Source organism: Ramlibacter lithotrophicus, from assembly GCF_012184415.1.
GTDB classification, from domain to species: Bacteria; Pseudomonadota; Gammaproteobacteria; order Burkholderiales; family Burkholderiaceae_C; genus Ramlibacter; species Ramlibacter lithotrophicus.
This window is the reverse complement of record NZ_VTOX01000005.1, coordinates 246,392-266,819: the sequence shown is the minus strand read 5'-3', so window position 1 is coordinate 266,819 and position 20,428 is coordinate 246,392. Positions and strand designations below refer to the sequence as shown.

Genomic DNA, 20,428 nt, shown 5'->3' with positions numbered 1-20,428 from the left:
TCAGGCGCGGGGGCCGCGCACTAGAATCGGCCCATGGCAGGCTTGAATTCCCAGACCCCCACGCCGCAGTCGATCACGGTGCACGGCCAGTCCCGCGTGCTGGAGGTGACGTTCTCCGACGGCGCCCAGTTCCGGCTCCCGTTCGAGCTGATGCGGATCTACTCGCCTTCGGCCGAGGTGCAGGGACACGGTCCGGGCCAGGAGGTGCTGCAGACCGGCAAGCGGCAGGTCGAGCTCGAGTCGCTGGAGCCGGTGGGCAATTACGCCGTCCAGCCGCGGTTCTCCGACGGCCACGACAGCGGGATCTTCTCCTGGGACTACCTCTACTTCCTCGGCGCGAAGCAGGAGCAGCTGTGGGCCGACTACGAAAGGCGCCTGAAGGAAGCCGGCATGGACCGCGATGCGCCCATGCCGCAGAAGGCGGCACCGGGCTGCGGCCATTGAGGCGGTCGCGGTCCGGGTCGTTCAGCGCTTCCCGGATGCCGTCCGCGCGGCCGCCACGCGGACGTCGGCGCGCAACGGCGCTCCAAGCACGCTTTGCCTGGGTGCCCTACGATTACCCCCACATGAACCATTCCGGGTCGTTCCCGGACCGGCCGCGCGCGAGGAGCGCCACACGCACATGAGCAGCACACATTTCGGTTTCGAATCGGTGGAAGAGCGGGAGAAGGCGCGCCGCGTCCGGGGCGTCTTCGATTCCGTCGCGCCGCGCTACGACCTGATGAACGACCTGATGTCGCTCGGCCTGCACCGGGCCTGGAAGGCGTACACGATCCTGGTGAGCGGCGTGCGGCCGGGCGACCGGGTGCTCGACATCGCGGGCGGCACCGGCGACCTGGCGCTGGCGTTCGCGAAGAAGGTGGGCGCCACCGGCCAGGTGGTCCATACCGACATCAACGAGGCGATGCTCAGGACCGGACGCGACCGCCTGCTCGATGCCGGCGTCGTCCTACCCACGCTGGTCTGCGACGCGGAGAAACTTCCGTTCGAGGCCGGCAGCTTCGACGTGGTGAGCGTCGCTTTCGGCCTGCGCAACATGACGCACAAGGACATCGCCCTCGCCGAGATGAACCGCGTGCTCAAGCCGCGCGGCAAGCTGCTGGTGCTGGAGTTCTCGAAGGTGGCGCAGCCGCTGCGGCGGGCGTACGACTGGTATTCGTTCAACGTGCTGCCGCAGCTGGGCCGCCTGGTCGCCGGCGACAGCGGCAGCTACCGCTACCTGGCCGAGTCGATCCGGATGCATCCCGACCAGCGCGAACTGAAGGCGATGATGCAGAAAAGCGGATTCGGGCACGTGGACTATCACAACATGACGGGCGGTGTCGTCGCCCTCCATGTTGGAATCAAGTGTTGAGGCAAGCCGTTCTGGAGGCAGTATGAAGATGTGGTCCTGGGTTCTGGTGGCAGTGCTGGCATTCGCCAGCTTCGAATCCGAGGCGGCGCGTCGCCTGGGCGGAGGCGGCTCGCTCGGCCGCCAGTCGGGCAACGTGACGCAGCGCGAGGCGGCACGCCCCGCGCAGGCGCCGCAGCAGCAGCAACAGGCCACGCCGGCCACCCAGCCCGGCGCCAATGCCGCGGCGCAGGCGCCGCGCCGTCCGTGGGGCGCGATGCTCGGCGGACTGGCGGCGGGCCTCGGCCTTGCCTGGCTGGCGAATTCGCTGGGGCTGGGCGCCGGCTTTGCCAACTTCCTGCTGATCCTGCTGCTGGGCATGGCGATCCTGGCGGTCATCGCTGCCGTGCGCCGCTCGCGCGCCGGCGCCCGGCCGCAGGGCGGCTATGCGTACCAGGGAGCCGGCGCGACCGCGCAGTCGCCGGTCGAACCGCGACAGTACAGCCCCGACAAGGTCGGCAATGACGCTTCGGCACGTCCCTGGGAACGCAGCAGCATGGCGTTCGAGGCGCCGAAGGCCGGCGCGGGCAGCGGCGTGCAGATCGGCTCGGGCCTGGCCGGTTCGCAGACCTGGGGCATCCCGGCGGGCTTCGACACGGAAGGGTTCCTCGTCGCCGCCAAGCGCAACTTCGTGATGCTGCAGGACGCCTGGGACCGCGGCGACGTCGGCACGCTGAGGTCGATGATGACCGACGAGATGCTCGGCGAGATCAAGTCGCAGCTGGCCCAGCGCGAGCGCGACAACGCTGGATCGGGCAAGACGGACGTCGAGATGCTCGACGCCAAGCTGCTCGGCATCGAGGACACGGGCACGGATTACCTCGCCAGCGTGGAGTTCTCGGGGATGATCCGCGAAGAGCCGTCCGCCGGCGCGAGCTCGTTCCGGGAGGTCTGGAACATGTCCAAGCCGAAGTCCGGCGGCGGCTGGCTGGTGGCGGGCGTGCAGGCGCTGCAGTAGCCGCCAGACGCGGAGGGCGGACAGCCGGGACGCAGAAGCCCCAGAAGTTGCGCGGAAGCCGCAAGAGAAGACAGTGAAGTGGGGCGCCGAGGGCGCCCCCGGGTTCTCGGCGAGAATTGCGGGCTATGGCAACACAGTCCCCATTTCCCTTCCTGGACGACCTGGTTTCCAGGATCGCCGGCGGGCTCAAGCCCCCGGCCTGGATGCTCGAGGAGATCCAGCGGCGGCTGCTGCTGCTCGCAAACCACGTGCTGATGCAGGAGCCCGAAGCGCAGTCCCGGCTCGCTCGCCAGGCCGGCGGCACCGTCGAGGCGCGCTGGCGCCTGTTCGAGATGCGCCTGCGCATCACGCCGGCCGGCCTGCTGGACCTGGCCCCCGCGGATGCCCAGCCGGACCTGACGCTCTCCCTGTCGGACGTGTCGCCATGGCAGTTCGCCCAGGCGGCGCTGGGCGGCGCACGGCCCCCGGTGCACATCGCCGGCGACGTGCAGCTCGCGGCCGACATCAACTGGCTGGTCGAGCACGTCCGCTGGGACGCCGAGGAGGACCTGGCCCGCATCATCGGCGACGCGCCCGCGCACGCGATGGGCGAGACGATGCGCCGCATGATGCAGGCGCTGCGCCGTTTTGCCGGCGGCAGCGGCGACGGCCCGGGGCAGGCGGGGGCATGACCCGGTACCTGCGCGGCATCGCCATCATCTGGGTGGCTTTCCGGTTCGGCCTGGACGAACTCGTCCTGAACAGCTTCCAGCGTCCCTGGCTGAGCCGGATCGCACGCGTGCTGGCGGTCGGGCGCAACCTGACGGCGCCGCGCGGCCAGCGGCTGCGCATGGCGCTGGAACACCTCGGCCCGATCTTCGTCAAATTCGGCCAGGTGCTCTCGACCCGGCGCGACCTGCTCCCGCCCGACGTCGCCGACGAGCTCGCGCGGCTGCAGGACCGGGTGCCGCCGTTCGACCCGGAAATCGCGATCGCCACCATCGAGCGGGCGTTCCGCAAGCCGGTGGACACCATCTTCGCCAGCTTCGAGCGGGTGCCGGTGGCCAGCGCCTCGATCGCGCAGGTGCATTTCGCCACCCTCGTGGATCGCAACGGCCACACCCGCGACGTCGCCGTGAAGGTGCTGCGCCCGGGCATGCTGCCCGTGATCGAAAAGGACATCAGCCTGATGCGCATGACGGCCGGCTGGCTGGAGCGCATCTGGGTCGAGGGGCGGCGCCTGAAGCCGCGCGACGTGGTCGCCGAGTTCGACAAGTACCTGCACGACGAGCTGGACCTGGTGCGCGAAGCCGCCAATGCCGCCCAGCTGCGCCGCAACATGTCGGGGCTGAACCTGGTGTTGATCCCGGAGATGTTCTGGGATTACTGCCACCCCGAGGTGATCGTGATGGAGCGGATGTATGCCGTGCCGATCAGCCAGGTCGACCGGCTGCGCGAGGCGGGCGTCGACATCCCGCAGCTCGCCCGCGACGGCGTGACCATCTTCTTCACGCAGGTGTTCCGCGACGGCTTCTTCCACGCCGACATGCACCCCGGCAACATCCAGGTGAGCGTCGCGCCCGGCACCTTCGGCCGCTACGTGTCGCTGGACTTCGGGATCATCGGCACGCTGACCGAATACGACAAGGAATACCTGGCGCAGAACTTCACGGCGTTCTTCCGCCGCGACTACAAGCGGGTGGCCCAGTTGCACATCGAGTCGGGCTGGGTGCCGGCGGACACCCGGGTGGAGGAGCTCGAGGCCGCCGTTCGCACGGTGTGCGAACCGTATTTCGACCGGCCGCTCAAGGAGATCTCGCTGGGTCTGCTGCTGATGCGCCTGTTCCAGACCTCGCGCCGCTTCCAGGTGGAGATCCAGCCGCAACTGGTCCTGCTGCAGAAGACGCTGCTGAACATCGAGGGCCTGGGCCGGCAGCTCGACCCCGAGCTGGACCTGTGGGCCACGGCCAAGCCCTTCCTGGAGAAGTGGATGCTGGAGCAGATCGGCCCGCAGAAGATGTTGAACGAGTTGCGCGACGAGGCGCCGCGCTACGCCAAGATGCTGCCGGAGCTGCCGCGGCTGCTGCACGAATACCTGTCGCACCGTCCGGCCGACCACCGGCGCGAGCTGCTCGAACTGCTGGCGGAGCAGCGGCGCTCCAATCGCCGCCTGCAGCGCGTCCTCTATGCCTTCATGGGCTTCGGGCTGGGCCTGATGGCGATGCACCTGGCCGTCCGCGCCGGCCTCTGGTAGGGGCTGCGGCATCAGGGGTGTCCCGACTCGCTGGCCGCGCGGGTTTGACGATAATCGCCCGCAGCCCGCCACACATGAGCCACGAGCGGGGTCGCCGTCCCGGAGAAACCATGCTGATCACCTTCGTCGTGCTGTACCTGATCGCCTCGGTGGCCATCGGCCTGTTCGCCGCCACGCGCGTGCGCAATACCGCCGACTACGCGGTGGCCGGCCGCAGCCTCGCGCTGCCGGTCGTGATCGCCACGACCTTCGCCACCTGGTTCGGTTCCGAAACGGTGCTGGGCGTGTCGGCGCGATTCGTGACCGACGGGCTCGGTGGCGTGGTCGAAGACCCCTTCGGGGCTTCCCTGTGCCTCGTGTTCGTCGGCCTGTTCTTCGCCTACAAGCTATACCAGCGCAACCTGATCACGCTGGGCGACTACTACCGGCAGCGCTACGGGCGCGGCGTGGAGCTGCTGTGCTCCATCATGATCATCATCAGCTACCTGGGCTGGGTCGCCGCGCAGATCACGGCCCTGGGACTGGTGTTCAACCTGCTTACCGACGGCGCCGTCTCGGTCCCGATGGGCATGGTGATCGGCACCAGCATCGTGCTGCTGTACACGATCTTCGGCGGCATGTGGTCGGTGGCGCTGACCGACTTCGTCCAGATGATCGTCATCGCCATCGGCCTGGTCGCCATCGCATGGTTCGCCGCGGACCTCGCGGGCGGGGCGGGCAAGGTGATCGACTACGCCAGGAGCGAAGGCAAGTTCCAGTTCTTCCCGACCGGCGGCGCCAAGGAGTGGATCTTCTTCTTCGCCGCCGCCATCACCATGATGCTGGGCTCGATCCCCCAGCAGGACGTGTTCCAGCGGGTGATGTCGTCCAGGGACGCGAAGACCGCCGTCCGCGGCCCCGTCATCGGCGGCACGCTCTATTTCCTGTTTGCGCTGATCCCGATGTTCGTCGTGACGGCCGCCGTGCTGGTGATGGGCGAGGAGGCGACCAAACTGCTGGCCGACGATCCGCAGAAGGTGCTGCCGACCCTGGTCCTGAAGCACATGCCCGTCGCGCTGCAGGTCGCGTTCTACGGCGCGCTGCTGTCGGCGATCATGTCGACCGCCTCGGCGACGCTGCTGGCCCCGAGCACGACCTTCGTGGAGAACATCCTGCGCAACATGCGGCCCCACATGACCGACGGCCAGACGCTCAAGGCGATGCGCATCACCGTCGTCGTCGTCACCGGCGTGGTGCTGATGTACGCGATCGCCATGGAAGGGACGTCGATCTACGAGCTGGTGTCCGGCGCCTACCAGGTGCCGCTGGTGGGCGCCTTCGTGCCGCTCGTCTTCGGCCTGTACTGGTCGCGCGCCACCACCCAGGGCGCCATCGCCTCGGTGGTCCTGGGCCTGGGCACCTGGCTGGTGTTCGTGGCGACGCCGGCGCTGTCCGAGGCATTCCCGCAGCAGCTGGCGGGCGTGCTGGCGGCGTTGGCGGGCATGGTCGCCGGTTCGCTGCTGCCCCAGCGGGTGGCCGACCATCGCGGGCGCGTGCACCACTTCGAGGGCAGTGCCGCCGCCTGATCGGGGACTGGGGGCGGGGGGTTGCGTTTCGACGCTCCGCCTATAATTGAGGGCTTTGCAGACAACCCCCTCCCTCGAGCGATGCCCATCTACGCCTACAAATGCGGCTCCTGCGGCCATGCCAAGGATGTCCTGCAGAAGTTTTCCGACGCGCCCCTGACGGTGTGCCCGGCCTGCGGCGCGGACGCGTTCGCCAAGCAGCTCACCGCCGCCGGGTTCCAGCTGAAGGGGTCGGGCTGGTATGCCACCGATTTCCGGGGCGGCTCCAGCGGCGCCGCCAAGGACGCCGGCGGCGACGCGAAGCCGGCCGGCGAGGCGGCCAAGCCGGCCGACACCGCTCCCGCTACCAAGTCCGACAGCCCCGCAGCGTCCGCCGGCGGCTGCGGCGGCGGCTGCGCCTGCCACTGAAAGCGCGAACCATGTCCGCGGTGCGCAAATGGCTGGTGGCCGGACTGCTCGTCGTCGTCCCGGTCGCCATCACCGTCAGCGTGCTGCAGTGGATCATCGGCACGCTGGACCGCACCCTCCTGATCCTGCCCGAGTCATGGCAGCCGGATCGCTTCATCGGAGTCCACATCCCCGGGCTGGGCGTGCTGCTGACGCTGGCGATCCTGCTGCTGGTGGGGGCGGCTGCCAGCAATCTGGTCGGCAAGAAGCTGGTAACCTGGGGCGATGCGCTGGTGGCGCGCATCCCGGTGGTGCGCTCGATCTATTCCAGCGTCAAGCAGGTCTCGGACACCTTGTTCTCGCCGGGCGGCAACGCCTTCCGCAAGGCGGTGCTGGTGCAGTGGCCGCGCCCGGACGTGTGGACCATCGCCTTCGTCACCGGCTCGCCCGGCGGCGAAGTGAGCCAGTACCTGCCCGGCGACTACGTCAGCGTGTACGTGCCGACCACGCCCAACCCCACGGGCGGCTACTTCGTGATCCTGCGCAAGACCGACTGCCTCGAACTCAAGATGACCGTCGACGAGGCGCTCAAGTACGTCATTTCCATGGGCGTCGTCGTGCCCGGCGCGCCCCCCCTCCTCAATCGATAAGGCGGCACCGCCGGTGCCGCGCCTGCAGCGGAAGTTCCATCCATGTTCACCCAGAAAATGCGTACGACCTATTGCGGTCTTGTGACCGAAGCCCTGCTGGGGCAGACCGTGACCCTGTGCGGCTGGGTGAACCGCCGCCGTGACCACGGCGGCGTGATCTTCGTCGACCTGCGCGACCGCGAGGGCTACGTGCAGGTGGTGTGCGACCCCGACCGGCCCGACATGTTCAAGGCCGCCGAGGGACTGCGCAACGAGTTCTGCATCCAGGTCAAGGGCCTGGTGCGCGCGCGCCCCGAAGGCACCACCAACGAAAGTCTCAAGAGCGGGAAGATCGAGGTGCTGTGCCAGGAACTGACGGTGCTGAATCCGTCGGTGACGCCGCCGTTCCAGCTGGACGACGAGAACCTGTCAGAGACCACCCGCCTGGTGCACCGCGTGCTGGACCTGCGCCGGCCGTACATGCAGAAGAACCTGATGCTGCGCTACAAGGTGACGATGGAAGTGCGCAAGTTCCTCGACGCCAACGGCTTCGTCGACATCGAGACCCCGATGCTGACCAAGTCGACGCCCGAGGGCGCGCGCGACTATCTCGTGCCCAGCCGCGTGCACGACGGCATGTTCTTCGCGCTGCCGCAGTCGCCCCAGCTGTTCAAGCAGCTGCTGATGATGGCCGGGTTCGACCGCTACTACCAGATCACCAAGTGCTTCCGCGACGAGGACCTGCGCGCCGACCGCCAGCCCGAGTTCACCCAGATCGACGTGGAGACCTCCTTCCTCACCGAGGAGGAGATCCGCACCATGTTCGAGGGCATGATCCGCACCGTCTTCAAGAACGCGATCGGCGTCGAGATCGGCGCGTTTCCGGTGATGAAATACACGGACGCGATGCGGCTGTACGGCTCGGACAAGCCGGACCTGCGCGTGAAGATGCAGTTCACCGAGCTGACCGACGTCATGAAGGACGTCGACTTCAAGGTGTTTTCCGGCGCGGCGAATTCGCCCGAAGGCCGCGTCGTGGCGCTGCGGGTGCCCGGCGGCGGCGCGATGAGCCGCGGCGAGATCGACGGCTACGGCGAGTTCGTCAAGATCTACGGCGCCAAGGGGCTGGCCTGGATCAAGGTCAACGACGCGGCGGCGGGGCGCGAGGGGCTGCAGTCGCCGATCGTCAAGAACCTGCATGACCGCGCCATCGCCGAGATCGTGGCGCGCACCGGCGCCGCCAGCGGCGACCTGATCTTCTTCGGCGCCGACAAGGCCAAGGTCGTCAACGATGCGATCGGGGCGCTGCGCGTGAAGGTCGGCCACAGCGAGTTCGGCAAGGCCCACGGCCTGATCGAAGGCGAGTGGAAGCCGCTGTGGGTGATCGACTTCCCGATGTTCGAGTTCGACGAGGAAGGCCAGCGCTGGAACGCCGTGCACCATCCGTTCACGTCGCCCAAGGAAGGCCACGAGGACTGGCTGGAGACCGACCCCGGCCGCTGCGTCGCCAAGGCCTACGACGCCGTCCTGAACGGCATCGAGCTGGGCGGCGGCTCGGTGCGGATCCACCGCGAGGAAGTGCAGAGCAAGGTGTTCCGCGCCCTGAAGATCGGCGCCGAGGAGGCGCAGCTGAAGTTCGGCTTCCTGCTCGACGCGCTGCAGTACGGCGCGCCGCCGCACGGCGGCATCGCCATCGGCCTGGACCGTTTCGTGATGCTGATGACCGGCGCCGAGTCGCTGCGCGACGTGATCGCGTTCCCGAAGACCCAGCGCGCGCAGGACCTGCTCACGCAGGCGCCCAGCCCGGTCGACGAGAAGCAGTTGCGCGAGCTGCATATCCGCCTGCGCAATCCCCAACCCGCGGCCTGAAACAGCCGCCGGTGCGGCAGAATGAAAGGGCGCTGCGGCGCCCTTTCGTCATTGATGCCACGTCCCTTCAAGATCCCGGAGTCGGTCCTGGTGGTGATCCACACGCCCCAGCTCGACGTGCTGCTCATCAATCGGGCCGACGCGCCGGATTTCTGGCAGTCCGTCACCGGCAGCAAGGACTGGCTGGAGGAAACGCTGGAACAGACCGCGGTGCGCGAGGTCTTCGAGGAGACCGGCATCGACTGCCGGCCCGGCACGCCCTTGCACGCGGGGCTCGCGGACTGGGGCCTGGAGAACGTCTACGACATCTATCCGCGCTGGCAACACCGCTATGCGCCGGGCGTGACGCGCAATACGGAGCACGTGTTCGGCCTGCGCGTGCCGGCCGCGACGCCGGTGACGCTCGATCCGCGCGAGCACACGGGATACCGGTGGTTACCTTGGCGCGCAGCCGCCGATGCCTGCTTCTCGCCGTCCAACGCCGAGGCGATCCTGTTGCTGCCACAATTTGCGGCATGAGGCAGCAGTTCCGGCACGCCGATCCCCTGGCGGCCGCCGCGGCGGCCCTGGAGGCGCGCTGACGATGGCGCTGCTGCGGGTCGCCACCTACAACATCCACAAGGGCGTGCAAGGGCTGGGCCCGGCGCGGCGGCTGGAGATCCTGAACCTCGGGCATGCGGTGGAGCAGCTCGACGCCGACGTCGTGTGCCTGCAGGAGGTGCGCAAGCTGCACCGGCGCGAGGAGCGCTACTTCACGCGCTGGCCCGAGCTGCCGCAGGCGGAGTTCCTGTGTCCGGAAGGGTACGCGGCGGTGTACCAGACCAATGCGACGACGCGCCACGGCGAGCACGGCAACGCGATGTTGTCGCGCTGGCCGATCGTCTCGCACGGCCACGAGGACATGTCCGACCACCGGTTCGAGCAGCGCGGACTGCTGCACGTCGAAGTGAAGACGCACCGGCGGACGGTGCACGTGATCGTGCTGCACCTGGGCCTGATCGCGGGCAGCCGCGTGCGGCAGGTCGAGCAGCTCGGCAAGTTCATCGAACGCGAGGTGCCGCGCACGGCGCCGCTGATCGTCGCCGGCGACCTCAACGACTGGGGCGCCAAGCTGCGCCCCGCCATGAACCGGATCGGCCTGCGCGACTTCGTCGGCGAGCGGGTGCTGACGTATCCGTCGCGCCTGCCGCTGACGCAGCTCGATTACGTCTATGCGCGCGGGCTCAAACCGGTCGGCGTGCACGTGCCGCGAGGCCGCATCTGGTGGCGCATGTCCGACCACCTGCCGCTGATCGCGGAGTTCCGCATCTAGCCCGCCATGACCCACGGCCTGTTCACCCCCCGCAGCGGCCACGAGGTGCGACTGCTCCAGGGCAGCGGCGAGCTGTTCCCGGCGCTGGTGGCGGCGATCGACGGCGCGACGCGTGAAGTGCTCCTGGAGACCTACATCTTCGACGTCACCGGCGACGCGGAGCAGGTCGCCGCCGCGCTCGAGCGCGCCGGCCGGCGCGGGTTGTCCGTGAAGGTGGTCGTGGACGGCTTCGGCACGTCGCCGCTGCCCCCGGCGTGGCAGCAGCGCCTGCAGCGCGCCGGCGTCGGCTGGCGCGTGTACGCGCCGGTCGGCTGGATCGGCATGCTGCGGCTGGGGAGTTGGCGCCGGCTCCACCGCAAGCTGTGCGTGGTCGACGGCGAGGTGGCCTTCTGCGGCGGCATCAACGTCCTGGACGACCTGCACGATCCGAACCACGGGCCGCTGGAGGCGCCCCGGCTGGACTTCGCCGTCCGCGTCACCGGGCCGCTGGTGGCCGAAGCCGAGACCAGCATGGCGCAGCTGTGGTGGCGCATGGAGGCGGTGCGCGACATCCGCCGGGTCCAGCTCGCGGTGGCGCTGGACGCGCTGCGCGCCGCCAGAGCCAGGCGGCGGCTGCGCCGGCGCGCGGGACCCGGGCACGCCCATCCGAGGGCGAAGGCCGCGCTGCTGCTGCGCGACAACCTGCGCAACCGCACGCGGATCGAGCGCGCCTACCGGCGCGCGATCGGCCGCGCGCGCAAGGAGATCATCATCGCCAACGCCTACTTCGTCCCGGGACGCAAGATGCGCGTGGCGCTGATCGCCGCCGCCCGGCGCGGGGTGAAGGTGCGGCTGCTGCTGCAGGGGCGCTACGAGTACTTCATGCAGTACTACGCGGCGCGCCCGGTGTACGGTGCGCTGCTGCGTGCCGGGGTCGAGATCCACGAGTACTCGCCGAGCTTCCTGCATGCCAAGGTGGCGGTGATCGACGGCCGCTGGGCCACGGTCGGTTCTTCCAACCTGGATCCCTTGAGCCTGCTGCTGGCGCGCGAGGCCAACGTGGTGATCGACGACACGGCCTTCGCCGGCCAGCTGCGCGCCCGACTGCTGCAGGCGATGCGCGAGGAAGGGCGGGTGATGAGCCCCGACGAGTACGGCAAGCGGCCGCTGCGCCAGCGCGTGATGGAACACGTGGCGCTCGCTCTGATGCGCGTGGCGCTGATCATCCAGGGCAAGAAGTACCTCTGATGGCGCAGGACCTGGTCGTCCAGCGGCCCGAGGGCCTGTACTGCCCGGCCGGCGACTTCTTCATCGACCCCTGGCGTCCGGTGCTGCGCGCGGTGATCACGCATGCCCACTCGGACCATGCGCGCGTCGGCAACGGCCACTACCTCGCGTCGGCCGCCGGCGAACACGTGCTGCGGGCCCGGCTGGGCGACATCCACTTGCAGACGCTCGCGTATGGCGAACGCATCGTGCACCACGGCGTGACGCTGTCACTGCACCCGGCGGGACATGTACTGGGCTCGGCCCAGGTGCGGCTGGAACACGGCGGTGCGGTGTGGGTGGCCAGCGGCGACTACAAGGTGGCGCCCGACCCGACCTGCGCGCCGTTCGAACCGGTACGCTGCGACGTCTTCATCACCGAATCGACCTTCGGGCTGCCGATCTACCGCTGGTGCCCGGACGCGGATCTGTTTGCCGGCATCAACGACTGGTGGGCCCGCAACGTGCTGGCCGGCCGGGCCAGCGTGCTGGCCTGCTACAGCTTCGGCAAGGCGCAGCGGATCCTGAGCGGCATCGACGCGTCGATCGGCCCGGTGATCGTGCACGGCGCCGTCGAGCCGCTCAACGCCGCCTACCGCGCGGCCGGCGTGGGGCTGCCGGACACGCAGCACGTCACCGAGGTCAAGGACAAGGCGGACTTGCGGCGGGCGCTGGTGATCTGCCCGCCCAGCGCCGTCGCGAGTCCGTGGATCCGCCGCTTCGGCGATGCGGGCACGGCCTTCGCCAGCGGCTGGATGCAGGTGCGCGGCACCCGGCGGCGCGGCGGCTGGGACCGCGGCTTCGTGCTGTCCGACCACGCCGACTGGCCGGGGCTGCTCGAGGCGATCGCCGCCACCGGCGCGCAGCGGGTGATCGTCACCCACGGCAGCGGGCCGGTGCTGGCCCGCTTCCTGGGCGAACTGGGATTGCGTGCCGAGCTGTTCGAGACCGAATACGGCGGCGACGCCGTGGAGGCCGACACGCAGGAGCCCCCGGCATGAAGCGCTTCGTGCAGCTGTTCGCCGAACTGGACGCGACCACATCGACCAACGCGAAGATCGACGCGCTGCAGCGCTATTTCGCGCAGGCGCCGGCCCGCGATGCGGCCTGGGCCGTGTATTTCCTCTCCGGCGGCAAGCCGCGCCAGGTGGTCAGCATGGGTTTTCTCGCTCAGCTCGCCTGCCAGGAGGCTGGCATCCCGGGCTGGCTGTTCGACGAGAGCTACCACGCCGTCGGCGACCTGGCCGAAACCATCGCGCTGGTGCTGCCGCGGGGCGACCAGGCGACCGACCTTGGCCTGGCCGGATGGGTCGAGGGGCGGCTGCTGCCGCTGCGCGGCATGGGCGAGGCGGAGATCGCGCAGCGCGTCACGTCCTGGTGGCGCGAGCTGGACGAGACCGGGCGCTTCCTGCTCTCCAAGCTGATCGGCGGCGGCTTCCGGGTCGGCGTCAGCAAGCTGCTGGTGCAGCGGGCGCTGGCGGCGCATGCCGGGGTGGACGCCAAGCTGGTGGCGCAGCGCATGATGGGCTACACCGACGGCAAGGTGATGCCGACGCCGGAGCGGTTCCAGGCGCTGGTCGCCACCACCACCGACGGCGGCGGCGCCCCGCAGGACGAGGGCCAGCCTTACCCGTTCTTCCTGGCCCACCAGCTCGACGCGCCGGCGGAGGTGTTCGCGTCGCGCCTGGGGCCAGTCGACGACTGGCTGGTGGAGTGGAAGTACGACGGCATCCGGGGCCAGGTCGTCAAGCGCGCCGGCCGGGTGTGGGTTTGGTCGCGCGGCGAGGAGCTGGTGACCGAGCGCTTTCCCGAGATCGTCGCCTTGGCGCAGGACCTCCCCGATGGCACGGTCCTCGACGGCGAGATCGTGGTCTGGTCGGACGAGCCGGCCGAGCCGCCCGGCACCTGGGTCGGCCGGCCGGCGCCGTTCGCGCTGCTGCAGCAGCGCATCGGCCGCAAGACGCTTACGAAGAAGGTGCTGGCCGAGGCGCCGGCGACCTTCATGGCCTACGACCTGCTGGAGCAGGACGGCATGGACGTGCGTGCGCTGCCGCAGCGCGAGCGCCGCCGGCGGCTGGAACAGCTGTTGCGCCCGACGCGGATCAAGCTGTCGCCGGTGGAGACCGCCGGCTCCTGGCTCGAGTTCGCGCAGCGCCGGGAGCGCTCGCGCCAACTGGGCGTGGAAGGCTTCATGCTCAAGCGGCAGGACGCCGCCTATGGCACGGGGCGGACGAAGGCCGAGGGCCTCTGGTGGAAATGGAAGATCGAGCCCATGACGATCGACTGCGTCCTGGTCTACGCCCAGCCGGGGCACGGCCGGCGCGCCTCGATCCACACCGACTACACGTTTGCGGTATGGAACCGGGCGCCGGCGGGGCGCGAGGAGGCCGAGGCCGTGGTCGAGGCGATCGCGCGCAAGGAGCCGCCAGCCGCGGGCGCCTTGCAGCTGGTCCCGTTCGCCAAGGCCTATTCCGGCCTGACCGACGAGGAGTTCCGCCAGGTGGACGCCATCATCCGCAAGAGCACGGTGGAGAAGTTCGGGCCGGTGCGCAGCCTGCGGCCGTCGCTGGTGTTCGAACTCGGCTTCGAAGGCATCAACCGCAGCGGCCGCCACAGGAGCGGCATCGCCGTGCGCTTCCCGCGCATGTTGCGCATCCGCTTCGACAAGCCCTTGCACGAGGCCAACACGCTGCAGGACCTGGAAGCGCTGCTCGGCGCATAGGCGCGCTGCCGTCCGGGGCGGCCGGGCCGCGAGCGGGCGGTCGGGGGCCCCGGTGTTAGCATTTGGCATGCTCATGAAGGCCGAATCCACCATGGACGCATCCGAGGCAGACATCGGGACCCCGGTGTCGGTGAAGATCCGCCAGCGCATCCAGGCTGCGCGCAAGCGGTTCCACGCGAACGACAACATCGCGGCTTTCCTGGAGCCGGGCGAGCTCGACCTGCTGCAGCAGGAGGTCGAGGGCAAGATGCAGGCGGTGCTGGACAGCCTGGTGATCGACACCGGGAGCGACCACAACACCACCGACACCGCGCGCCGGGTCGCCAAGATGTACGTCAACGAGGTGTTCCGCGGCCGCTACGTGAAGCCGCCGGCGATCACCGAGTTTCCCAATGCCGAACACCTCAACGAGCTGATGATCGTGGGCCCGATCGCGGTGCGCAGCGCGTGCAGCCACCACTTCTGCCCGGTGATCGGCAAGCTGTGGATCGGCGTGATGCCCAACGAGCACACCAACGTGATCGGCCTGTCGAAGTACGCGCGGCTGGCCGAGTGGGTGATGGGGCGGCCCCAGATCCAGGAAGAAGCGGTGGTGCAGCTGGCCGATCTGATCATGGAAAAGACCCAGCCGGACGGCCTTGCGCTGGTCATGGAGGCCAGCCACTACTGCATGGCGTGGCGCGGCGTGAAGGACATGGACGCCAAGATGATCACCTCGGTGATGCGCGGCGCGTTCCTGAAGGACGCGGCGCTGCGCCGCGAATTCCTGGCGCTCGCGCCACGGAAAGGAGATTAGCCATGCTGGTACGACTGCTCTATGCCAGCCGGGCCGTGGACGCGAGCCCGGAGGCGATCGAATCCATCCTGGCCCAGTCGCGCGAGTACAACCCGGCCAACGGCATCACCGGCGTGCTGTGCTACGGCAGCGGCATCTTCCTGCAGTGCATCGAAGGCGGCCGCGCCGCGGTAAACGACCTGTACGGCCACATCCTCCGCGATGCGCGCCACCGCGACGTCACGCTGCTGCACTACGAGGAGATCCTGGAGCGCCGCTTCGGCGGCTGGAGCATGGGCCAGGTCAACATCTCGAAATCCAACCACACCCAGCTGCTGAAGTACTCGGAAGGGCTGGAGCTCGACCCGTATGCGCTGTCCGGCAAGGTCTCGCTGGCGCTGCTGGAGGACCTGGCGGCGACGGCGGCGGTGTGCGGGCGGGTGTAGCTGCGACCGGGAGCGTGACATGCAAGCTGCCTTCTACGAATCCACGGGTCCAGCGCGCGAAGTCCTGCACGTCGGCCGGATCGAGCTGCCCGAGCCGGGCCCCGGCGAGGTCCGCGTGCGGGTGGTGTGTTCAGGCGTCAATCCGTCCGACGTCAAGGGCCGCGCCGGGCTGCGCAACAAGACGCTGCCGTTCCCGCGCATCGTGCCGCACAGCGATGGCGCGGGCGTGGTCGATGCCGTCGGCGCTGGCGTCGCGCCGGCCCGCGTCGGCGAGCGGGTGTGGATCTGGAACGCCGCGTGGAAGCGGGCCTGGGGGACGGCGGCCGAATACGTCGTGCTGCCGTCGGCGCAGGCCGTGCAGCTGCCCGAGCAGGTAGGCTTCGATGCCGGCGCCTGTCTCGGCATTCCCGCGCTGACGGCCTACCACGCGGCGGCGGTCGATGGCGGCGTCGCCGGCAAGTCGGTGCTGGTCGCCGGCGGGGCCGGCGCGGTAGGCCATTACGCCGTGCAGTGCGCGCGGCTCCTGGGCGCGCGCCAGGTGATCGCCACCGTCAGCAGCGATGCCAAGGCGCGGCTCGCGCTGGACGCAGGCGCCGACCTGGCCGTCGACTACCGGCGCGATGACGCCGCCGCCCGCATCCGCGAAGCGACCGCCGGGGCCGGCGTGGACCGCATCATCGAGGTCGACATCGCCGCCAACTCGGCGCTGGACCTGCAGGTGCTGAAGCAGGGTGGCGACGTCGTCGTCTACGGCAGCGGCGCGGGCGAGTTCAAGCTGCCGTTCTTCCCGCTGATCGTGCAGCACGTGCGGCTGCGCTTCTTCATCGTGTACGAGCTCGACGCGGCCGCGCGCGCGCAGGCGCAAGCGCACCTTGCGGCCTGGCTGCGCCGCGGCGCGCTGGCCCACAACGTGGCGCAGCGGGTGCCGCTGGCCAACATCGTGCAGGCGCACGAACTCGTCGAGTCGGGCCAGGCCATGGGCAACGTGGTGGTGGATTGCAGCCGGGGGTGAGCGGGCCGCTGCTGGTCGGCTGCGATTTCTCCAGCACGCCGACACGCCGCAAGCCGATCGTGCTGGCCCTGGGCCACGAGCAGGGCGGCCGCGTGACGCTGGCCGGCACGCAGTTGCTCGAGACGCTCGACGCCTTCGGCGACTGGCTCGCGCAACCGGGGGAGTGGGTCGGCGGCTTCGACTTCCCGTTCGGCCTGCCGCGTGAACTGGTCGAGCACCTGGGCTGGCCGACGCAGTGGCGTGCCTGCATCGAGCACTACGCGTCGCTCACGCGGCCGCGTATCCGCGAGACCTTCGCTGCCTTCTGCGCGGCCCGGCCGGCCGGCGCCAAGTTCGCCAACCGCGCCTTCGACAGGCTGGCCGGCTCCAGCCCGTCGATGAAATGGGTGAATCCGCCGGTGGCCTACATGTTGCACGCGGCGCTGCCGCGGCTGCTGGCCGCGGGCGTGCACATTCCCGGCCTGCAGGAGGGCGACTCGAGCCGGGTGGCGCTGGAAGCGTATCCGGGGCTGCTGGCACGCGAGGTCCTGGCGCGGCGCAGCTACAAGAGCGACGAGAAGGGCAAGCAGACGCCGGAGCGGCTGATCGCACGCAAGGACTTGATCACGGCGCTCGAGCACGGGCAGACCCGGCTCGGGCTGCGCCTGAAGCTCACCCACGCGCAGCGCGACGCGCTGGTGGCGGACGCCAGCGGCGACCGGCTCGACGCCGTGCTGTGCCTGATGCAGGCGGCCTGGGCGCGGCGCCAGGGCGCGCCATGGTACGGGCTGCCGGCGACGTTGGACCCGCTGGAGGGCTGGATCGTCAGCGCCTGATCAGCCGGGCTTGGGCGCGGCCGGGGCGAGGCGCTCCAGTGCGGCCAGCAGCTCGGCGTCGGTGCGATACATGCTCAGCAGCGGCCCCGGCGCCAGCACGCCGGCCTTCTCGAGTACCCGCTCCACCGGCAGCTTCAGGCCGCTGACGTGCAGGTGGATGCCGCGGGCCGCCAGCATCTTGCGCACCTGCCCGAACACTTCCACGCCGGTCGCGTCGACGCGGTTGATCGGCAGCGCGAACAGGCACACGTGGGCCACGGCCGGATGCGCGGCAAGGTAGTCGACCAGCGTGCGCTCGAAGGCGCTGGCCGAGGCGAAATCGAGTTCCGCGTCCATGCGCAGCGCGAACACCTGCGGTCCCAGGCGGGTGAGGTTCCACAGCTGCCGGTCGCGCAGGCTGCCGTCCGGATGCAGTCCGACCTCGATGATGCGCGGGTGCAGGCGCAGGTACAGGAAGTGGCCGAGGGCCAGCAGCACGCCCGCCAGCACGCCCCAGTGGATGCGGGGAGCGCTCGCCACCGTGACGGCGAAGGTGACCAGCGCCGTCACCGCCTCGAACCGGTCGATGCGCCACAGCCGCGCGACGATCCCCGGCTTGACCAGGCCGGCCACCGCGGTGACCACCACCGCGGCCAGGACGGCGCGCGGCACGTGTTGGAGGGCGGGGGTGAGGAACAGCAGCACGACCAGCACCACGCCGCTGGCGAACACCGTCGCCCAGCCGGTGCGTGCGCCGGCATACAAGGTGATGGCGGAGCGAGAGAAGGAGGTGCTGGTCGGAAACGCGCCGGAGAGGGCCGAGGCGAGCTTGCCCACGCCCTGGCCGACCAGGTCCTGGCCTGCGTCCCAGCGCTTGCCGTCGCGCTGGCTCTCGATCTTGGCGCTGGCCGCCATCTCGAGCGAGCTCACCAGCGTGATCACCAGCGCCGGCACCAGCAGCGCCGCGAGCGTGGCGGCGGGGGGCAGCGGCGGCCAGTATGGGGCGGGCAAGCCCACCGGCAAGGCACCGATGACGGCACCGCGCGCGGAATAGCCGCTCCACCAGCTCAGCGCCGCGGCGCCGGCCAGAACCAGCAGCACGGTGGGAAGGCGCGGCACGAACCGCTTGCCGGCGACGAACAGCAGCACGCTGCCGACACCGTACGCCAGCGCCGTGAAGTCGAACTGAGGCGACTGCCACAGCGAGGCGAGCGGGCCCTGCAGGCCGAGCAGCGCCGGAATTTGCGACGCGATGATCAGCAGCGCCGCGCCCTGCGCGAAACCGGCCAGCACGGGGGAGCTCACCAGGTTCAGCACCCAGGCAGCGCCGGCGGCGCCGAGCCCGACCTGGATCGCGCCGGACAGCAGCGCGAGCCATACGGCCAGCGCCACCCATTCAGGGCTGGCCGGCTGCGCCAGCCCCGTCAGCGATGCGCCCACCAGGACCGCGCTGAGGGCCGAAGGTCCGACCGACAGCCGGGTCGAAGCGCTGAACAGGACGGCGGCCAGCGCCGGCAGGAAGGTGGCGTAGAGGCCGGTCACCAGCGGCATGCCGGCCAGGCCGGCATAGGCGACCGATTGCGGCACCATCACGACGGCGACAGTGAGCGCGGCGGCGAACTCCCCACGCAACAAGGCCGCGTCGGGACGCGGCCAGCGAAGAAAAGGCAACCAGCGGGAGAGGGACTGCATCGCTTCAAGTATGCCCGGGGAGAAACCAGACAACGGGGCGCAGAGGCGGCGAAAGATTCGCAGCGGACGCAGAAAAGAGGCTCACCGCTGCGGCATGTCCTTCACCGAATAGCCGAGGCTCACAGTGGCGTCCTCGGGAATCGGCGGCATCGTCGCGTTCCAGCGCTCCCAGGCCTGGCGCATCGCCGCCAGGCGGTCCGGCTCGCGCGCCGCCAGGTTGGCGCGTTCGCGCTCGTCGGCGGCGATGTCGAACAGGTAGTCGTTGTCATCCACGCGCAGGTACTTCCAGTCGCCATCGCGCAGCGCACGCTGCCCGCGGTGCTTCATGCGCCAGTGCAGCGGCCGCGCGAACGCCTGCGCCGGTTGCCGCAGCACCGGCAGCAGCGACACGCCGTCCAGCGGGTAGTCCGGATGCGCCGCGACCCCGGCCGCATCGAGCATGGTGGCCGACCAGTCCATGGTCATGCAGTGCTGCCGCGTCACGCCGCCGGGTGCGATCACGCGCGGCCAGTGCGCGATCCATGGCACGCGGATGCCGCCCTCGGTGAGGTCCATCTTGCCGCCGACCAGCGGCCAGTTGTCCGAGAAGCGCTCGCCGCCGTTGTCGCTGGTGAAGACGACCAGCGTGTCCTCTTCCAGGCCGTTGCGGCGCAGCGCCTCCATCACCCAGCCTATGCCTTCGTCCATGTGGTGGATCATCCGCTGGTAGACGTGGATGCTGCCGCCGTGCAGGTGGAACAGGTTGCCCCTGACGTCGGGCGCGACGCCCGCATCGTCGCGCGTTTCCCATGGCCAGTGCGGGGCCGTGTAGTGCAGGCTGAGGAAGAACGGCGCGTCCTGCGCCGCGATCCGCGCTATGTAGTCCGCGCCGCGGCGCGAGATGAGGTCGGTGAGGTAGCCTTCCTCGTGGCGCAGGGCCTCGCCTTCGAACAGGTCGGGGTCTCCCGTGAACCCGCAGTGGGTGAAGTAGTCGACCCCGCCGGACATGGGGCCGAAGAACTCCTCGTAGCCCGAGCGCAGCGGGCCGAACGCCGGCGGGTAGCCGAGGTGCCACTTGCCGAACAGGGCCGTGCGGTAGCCGCCGGCGCGCAGCAGCGAAGGCAGCGTCGGATGCCCGGGCGGCAGGCCCAGCGTCGTGCTGCCGCGGCTGCTGCTCTTGATGGGCTCCTCGGCCGCGCCGCGCAGCCGGTACTGGTAGCGGCCGGTCATCAGCGCGAACCGGGTCGGCGAGCACACCGGCGAATTCGAATACCCCTCGGTGAACTTCAGGCCCCTGGCCGCCAGCCCGTCCAGCACCGGCGAGACGCCGCCGAAGGTGGCCGGCCTGCCGCCATAGCAGCCCAGGTCGGCGAAGCCGAGGTCGTCGGCGACGATGAAGACGATGTTGGGACGGTTCATG

At 69.9% G+C, this 20,428-nt stretch carries 20 protein-coding genes; 18 read left to right on the top strand and 2 right to left on the bottom strand.

Features of this window, described 5'->3' with window-relative positions:
- The first annotated feature begins 33 nt into the window (after positions 1 to 33).
- From RAMLITH_RS15840 to RAMLITH_RS15755, 18 genes are all read left to right on the top strand, one after another.
- Positions 34 to 444, top strand: a complete 411-nt coding sequence (locus tag RAMLITH_RS15840; RefSeq protein WP_168108399.1) for a gamma-butyrobetaine hydroxylase family protein — start codon at positions 34 to 36, stop codon at positions 442 to 444.
- Positions 445 to 622: 178 nt separating this feature from the next.
- A complete protein-coding gene (ubiE, locus tag RAMLITH_RS15835) occupies positions 623 to 1,354 on the top strand; it encodes a bifunctional demethylmenaquinone methyltransferase/2-methoxy-6-polyprenyl-1,4-benzoquinol methylase UbiE (protein WP_168108398.1) in 732 nt (243 codons plus the stop codon).
- A gap of 22 nt (positions 1,355 to 1,376) precedes the next feature.
- Positions 1,377 to 2,348 (top strand): Tim44 domain-containing protein, encoded by a 972-nt coding sequence (locus RAMLITH_RS15830; protein WP_168108397.1) that lies wholly within the window; start codon positions 1,377 to 1,379, stop codon positions 2,346 to 2,348.
- Positions 2,349 to 2,473: 125 nt separating this feature from the next.
- Positions 2,474 to 3,019, top strand: a complete 546-nt coding sequence (locus RAMLITH_RS15825; RefSeq protein WP_168108396.1) for a hypothetical protein — start codon at positions 2,474 to 2,476, stop codon at positions 3,017 to 3,019.
- Positions 3,016 to 4,581, top strand: a complete 1,566-nt coding sequence (ubiB, locus tag RAMLITH_RS15820) for a ubiquinone biosynthesis regulatory protein kinase UbiB (protein ID WP_168108395.1) — start codon at positions 3,016 to 3,018, stop codon at positions 4,579 to 4,581. Before RAMLITH_RS15825 ends, ubiB begins: the two co-directional genes overlap by 4 nt.
- Positions 4,582 to 4,691: 110 nt before the next feature.
- Positions 4,692 to 6,146, top strand: coding sequence for a high affinity choline transporter 1 (locus RAMLITH_RS15815; protein WP_168108394.1), 1,455 nt, complete (start codon positions 4,692 to 4,694; stop codon positions 6,144 to 6,146).
- Positions 6,147 to 6,227: 81 nt separating this feature from the next.
- Entirely contained in the window at positions 6,228 to 6,554 is a 327-nt protein-coding gene (locus RAMLITH_RS15810; RefSeq protein ID WP_168108393.1) for an FmdB family zinc ribbon protein, read from the top strand.
- Positions 6,555 to 6,565: 11 nt separating this feature from the next.
- Positions 6,566 to 7,183: a DUF502 domain-containing protein gene (locus tag RAMLITH_RS15805; RefSeq protein ID WP_168108392.1), complete on the top strand. Its 618-nt coding sequence runs from the start codon at positions 6,566 to 6,568 to the stop codon at positions 7,181 to 7,183.
- 42 nt (positions 7,184 to 7,225) lie between these two features.
- Entirely contained in the window at positions 7,226 to 9,031 is a 1,806-nt protein-coding gene (aspS, locus tag RAMLITH_RS15800; RefSeq protein WP_238344218.1) for an aspartate--tRNA ligase, read from the top strand.
- Between the two features lie 54 nt (positions 9,032 to 9,085).
- Complete coding sequence (gene nudB, locus RAMLITH_RS15795; RefSeq protein ID WP_168108391.1) at positions 9,086 to 9,550, top strand: dihydroneopterin triphosphate diphosphatase; 465 nt, start codon at positions 9,086 to 9,088, stop codon at positions 9,548 to 9,550.
- Positions 9,551 to 9,614: 64 nt separating this feature from the next.
- Positions 9,615 to 10,343 carry an endonuclease/exonuclease/phosphatase family protein gene (locus RAMLITH_RS15790; protein WP_168108390.1) on the top strand — a complete coding sequence of 243 codons (729 nt, stop codon included), beginning with the start codon at positions 9,615 to 9,617 and terminating at the stop codon, positions 10,341 to 10,343.
- Positions 10,344 to 10,349: 6 nt separating this feature from the next.
- Entirely contained in the window at positions 10,350 to 11,570 is a 1,221-nt protein-coding gene (gene clsB, locus RAMLITH_RS15785) for a cardiolipin synthase ClsB (protein ID WP_168108389.1), read from the top strand.
- Positions 11,570 to 12,589, top strand: a complete 1,020-nt coding sequence (locus RAMLITH_RS15780) for a ligase-associated DNA damage response exonuclease (protein WP_168108388.1) — start codon at positions 11,570 to 11,572, stop codon at positions 12,587 to 12,589. Before clsB ends, RAMLITH_RS15780 begins: the two co-directional genes overlap by 1 nt.
- Positions 12,586 to 14,310, top strand: a complete 1,725-nt coding sequence (locus RAMLITH_RS15775; RefSeq protein ID WP_168108387.1) for an ATP-dependent DNA ligase — start codon at positions 12,586 to 12,588, stop codon at positions 14,308 to 14,310. The genes RAMLITH_RS15780 and RAMLITH_RS15775 overlap by 4 nt, the downstream gene beginning before the upstream one ends.
- A 73-nt stretch (positions 14,311 to 14,383) precedes the next feature.
- Complete coding sequence (gene folE / locus RAMLITH_RS15770; RefSeq protein WP_420376916.1) at positions 14,384 to 15,106, top strand: GTP cyclohydrolase I; 723 nt, start codon at positions 14,384 to 14,386, stop codon at positions 15,104 to 15,106.
- Between the two features lie 2 nt (positions 15,107 to 15,108).
- On the top strand, positions 15,109 to 15,531 hold the full coding sequence (locus RAMLITH_RS15765; protein WP_168108385.1) for a BLUF domain-containing protein: 423 nt from the start codon (positions 15,109 to 15,111) through the stop codon (positions 15,529 to 15,531).
- Positions 15,532 to 15,550: 19 nt separating this feature from the next.
- A complete protein-coding gene (locus RAMLITH_RS15760) occupies positions 15,551 to 16,543 on the top strand; it encodes an NADPH:quinone reductase (protein ID WP_168108384.1) in 993 nt (330 codons plus the stop codon).
- Positions 16,540 to 17,358, top strand: coding sequence for a DUF429 domain-containing protein (locus RAMLITH_RS15755; RefSeq protein ID WP_168108383.1), 819 nt, complete (start codon positions 16,540 to 16,542; stop codon positions 17,356 to 17,358). The genes RAMLITH_RS15760 and RAMLITH_RS15755 overlap by 4 nt, the downstream gene beginning before the upstream one ends.
- Here the strand turns inward: RAMLITH_RS15755 and RAMLITH_RS15750 are convergent, their stop codons facing one another.
- Both RAMLITH_RS15750 and RAMLITH_RS15745 read right to left on the bottom strand, forming a co-directional pair.
- Positions 17,359 to 19,029, bottom strand: coding sequence for a SulP family inorganic anion transporter (locus tag RAMLITH_RS15750; protein ID WP_168108382.1), 1,671 nt, complete (start codon positions 19,027 to 19,029; stop codon positions 17,359 to 17,361).
- 81 nt (positions 19,030 to 19,110) lie between these two features.
- Complete coding sequence (locus tag RAMLITH_RS15745) at positions 19,111 to 20,427, bottom strand: sulfatase family protein (RefSeq protein WP_168108381.1); 1,317 nt, start codon at positions 20,425 to 20,427, stop codon at positions 19,111 to 19,113.
- Between the last annotated feature and the right edge of the window lies 1 nt (position 20,428).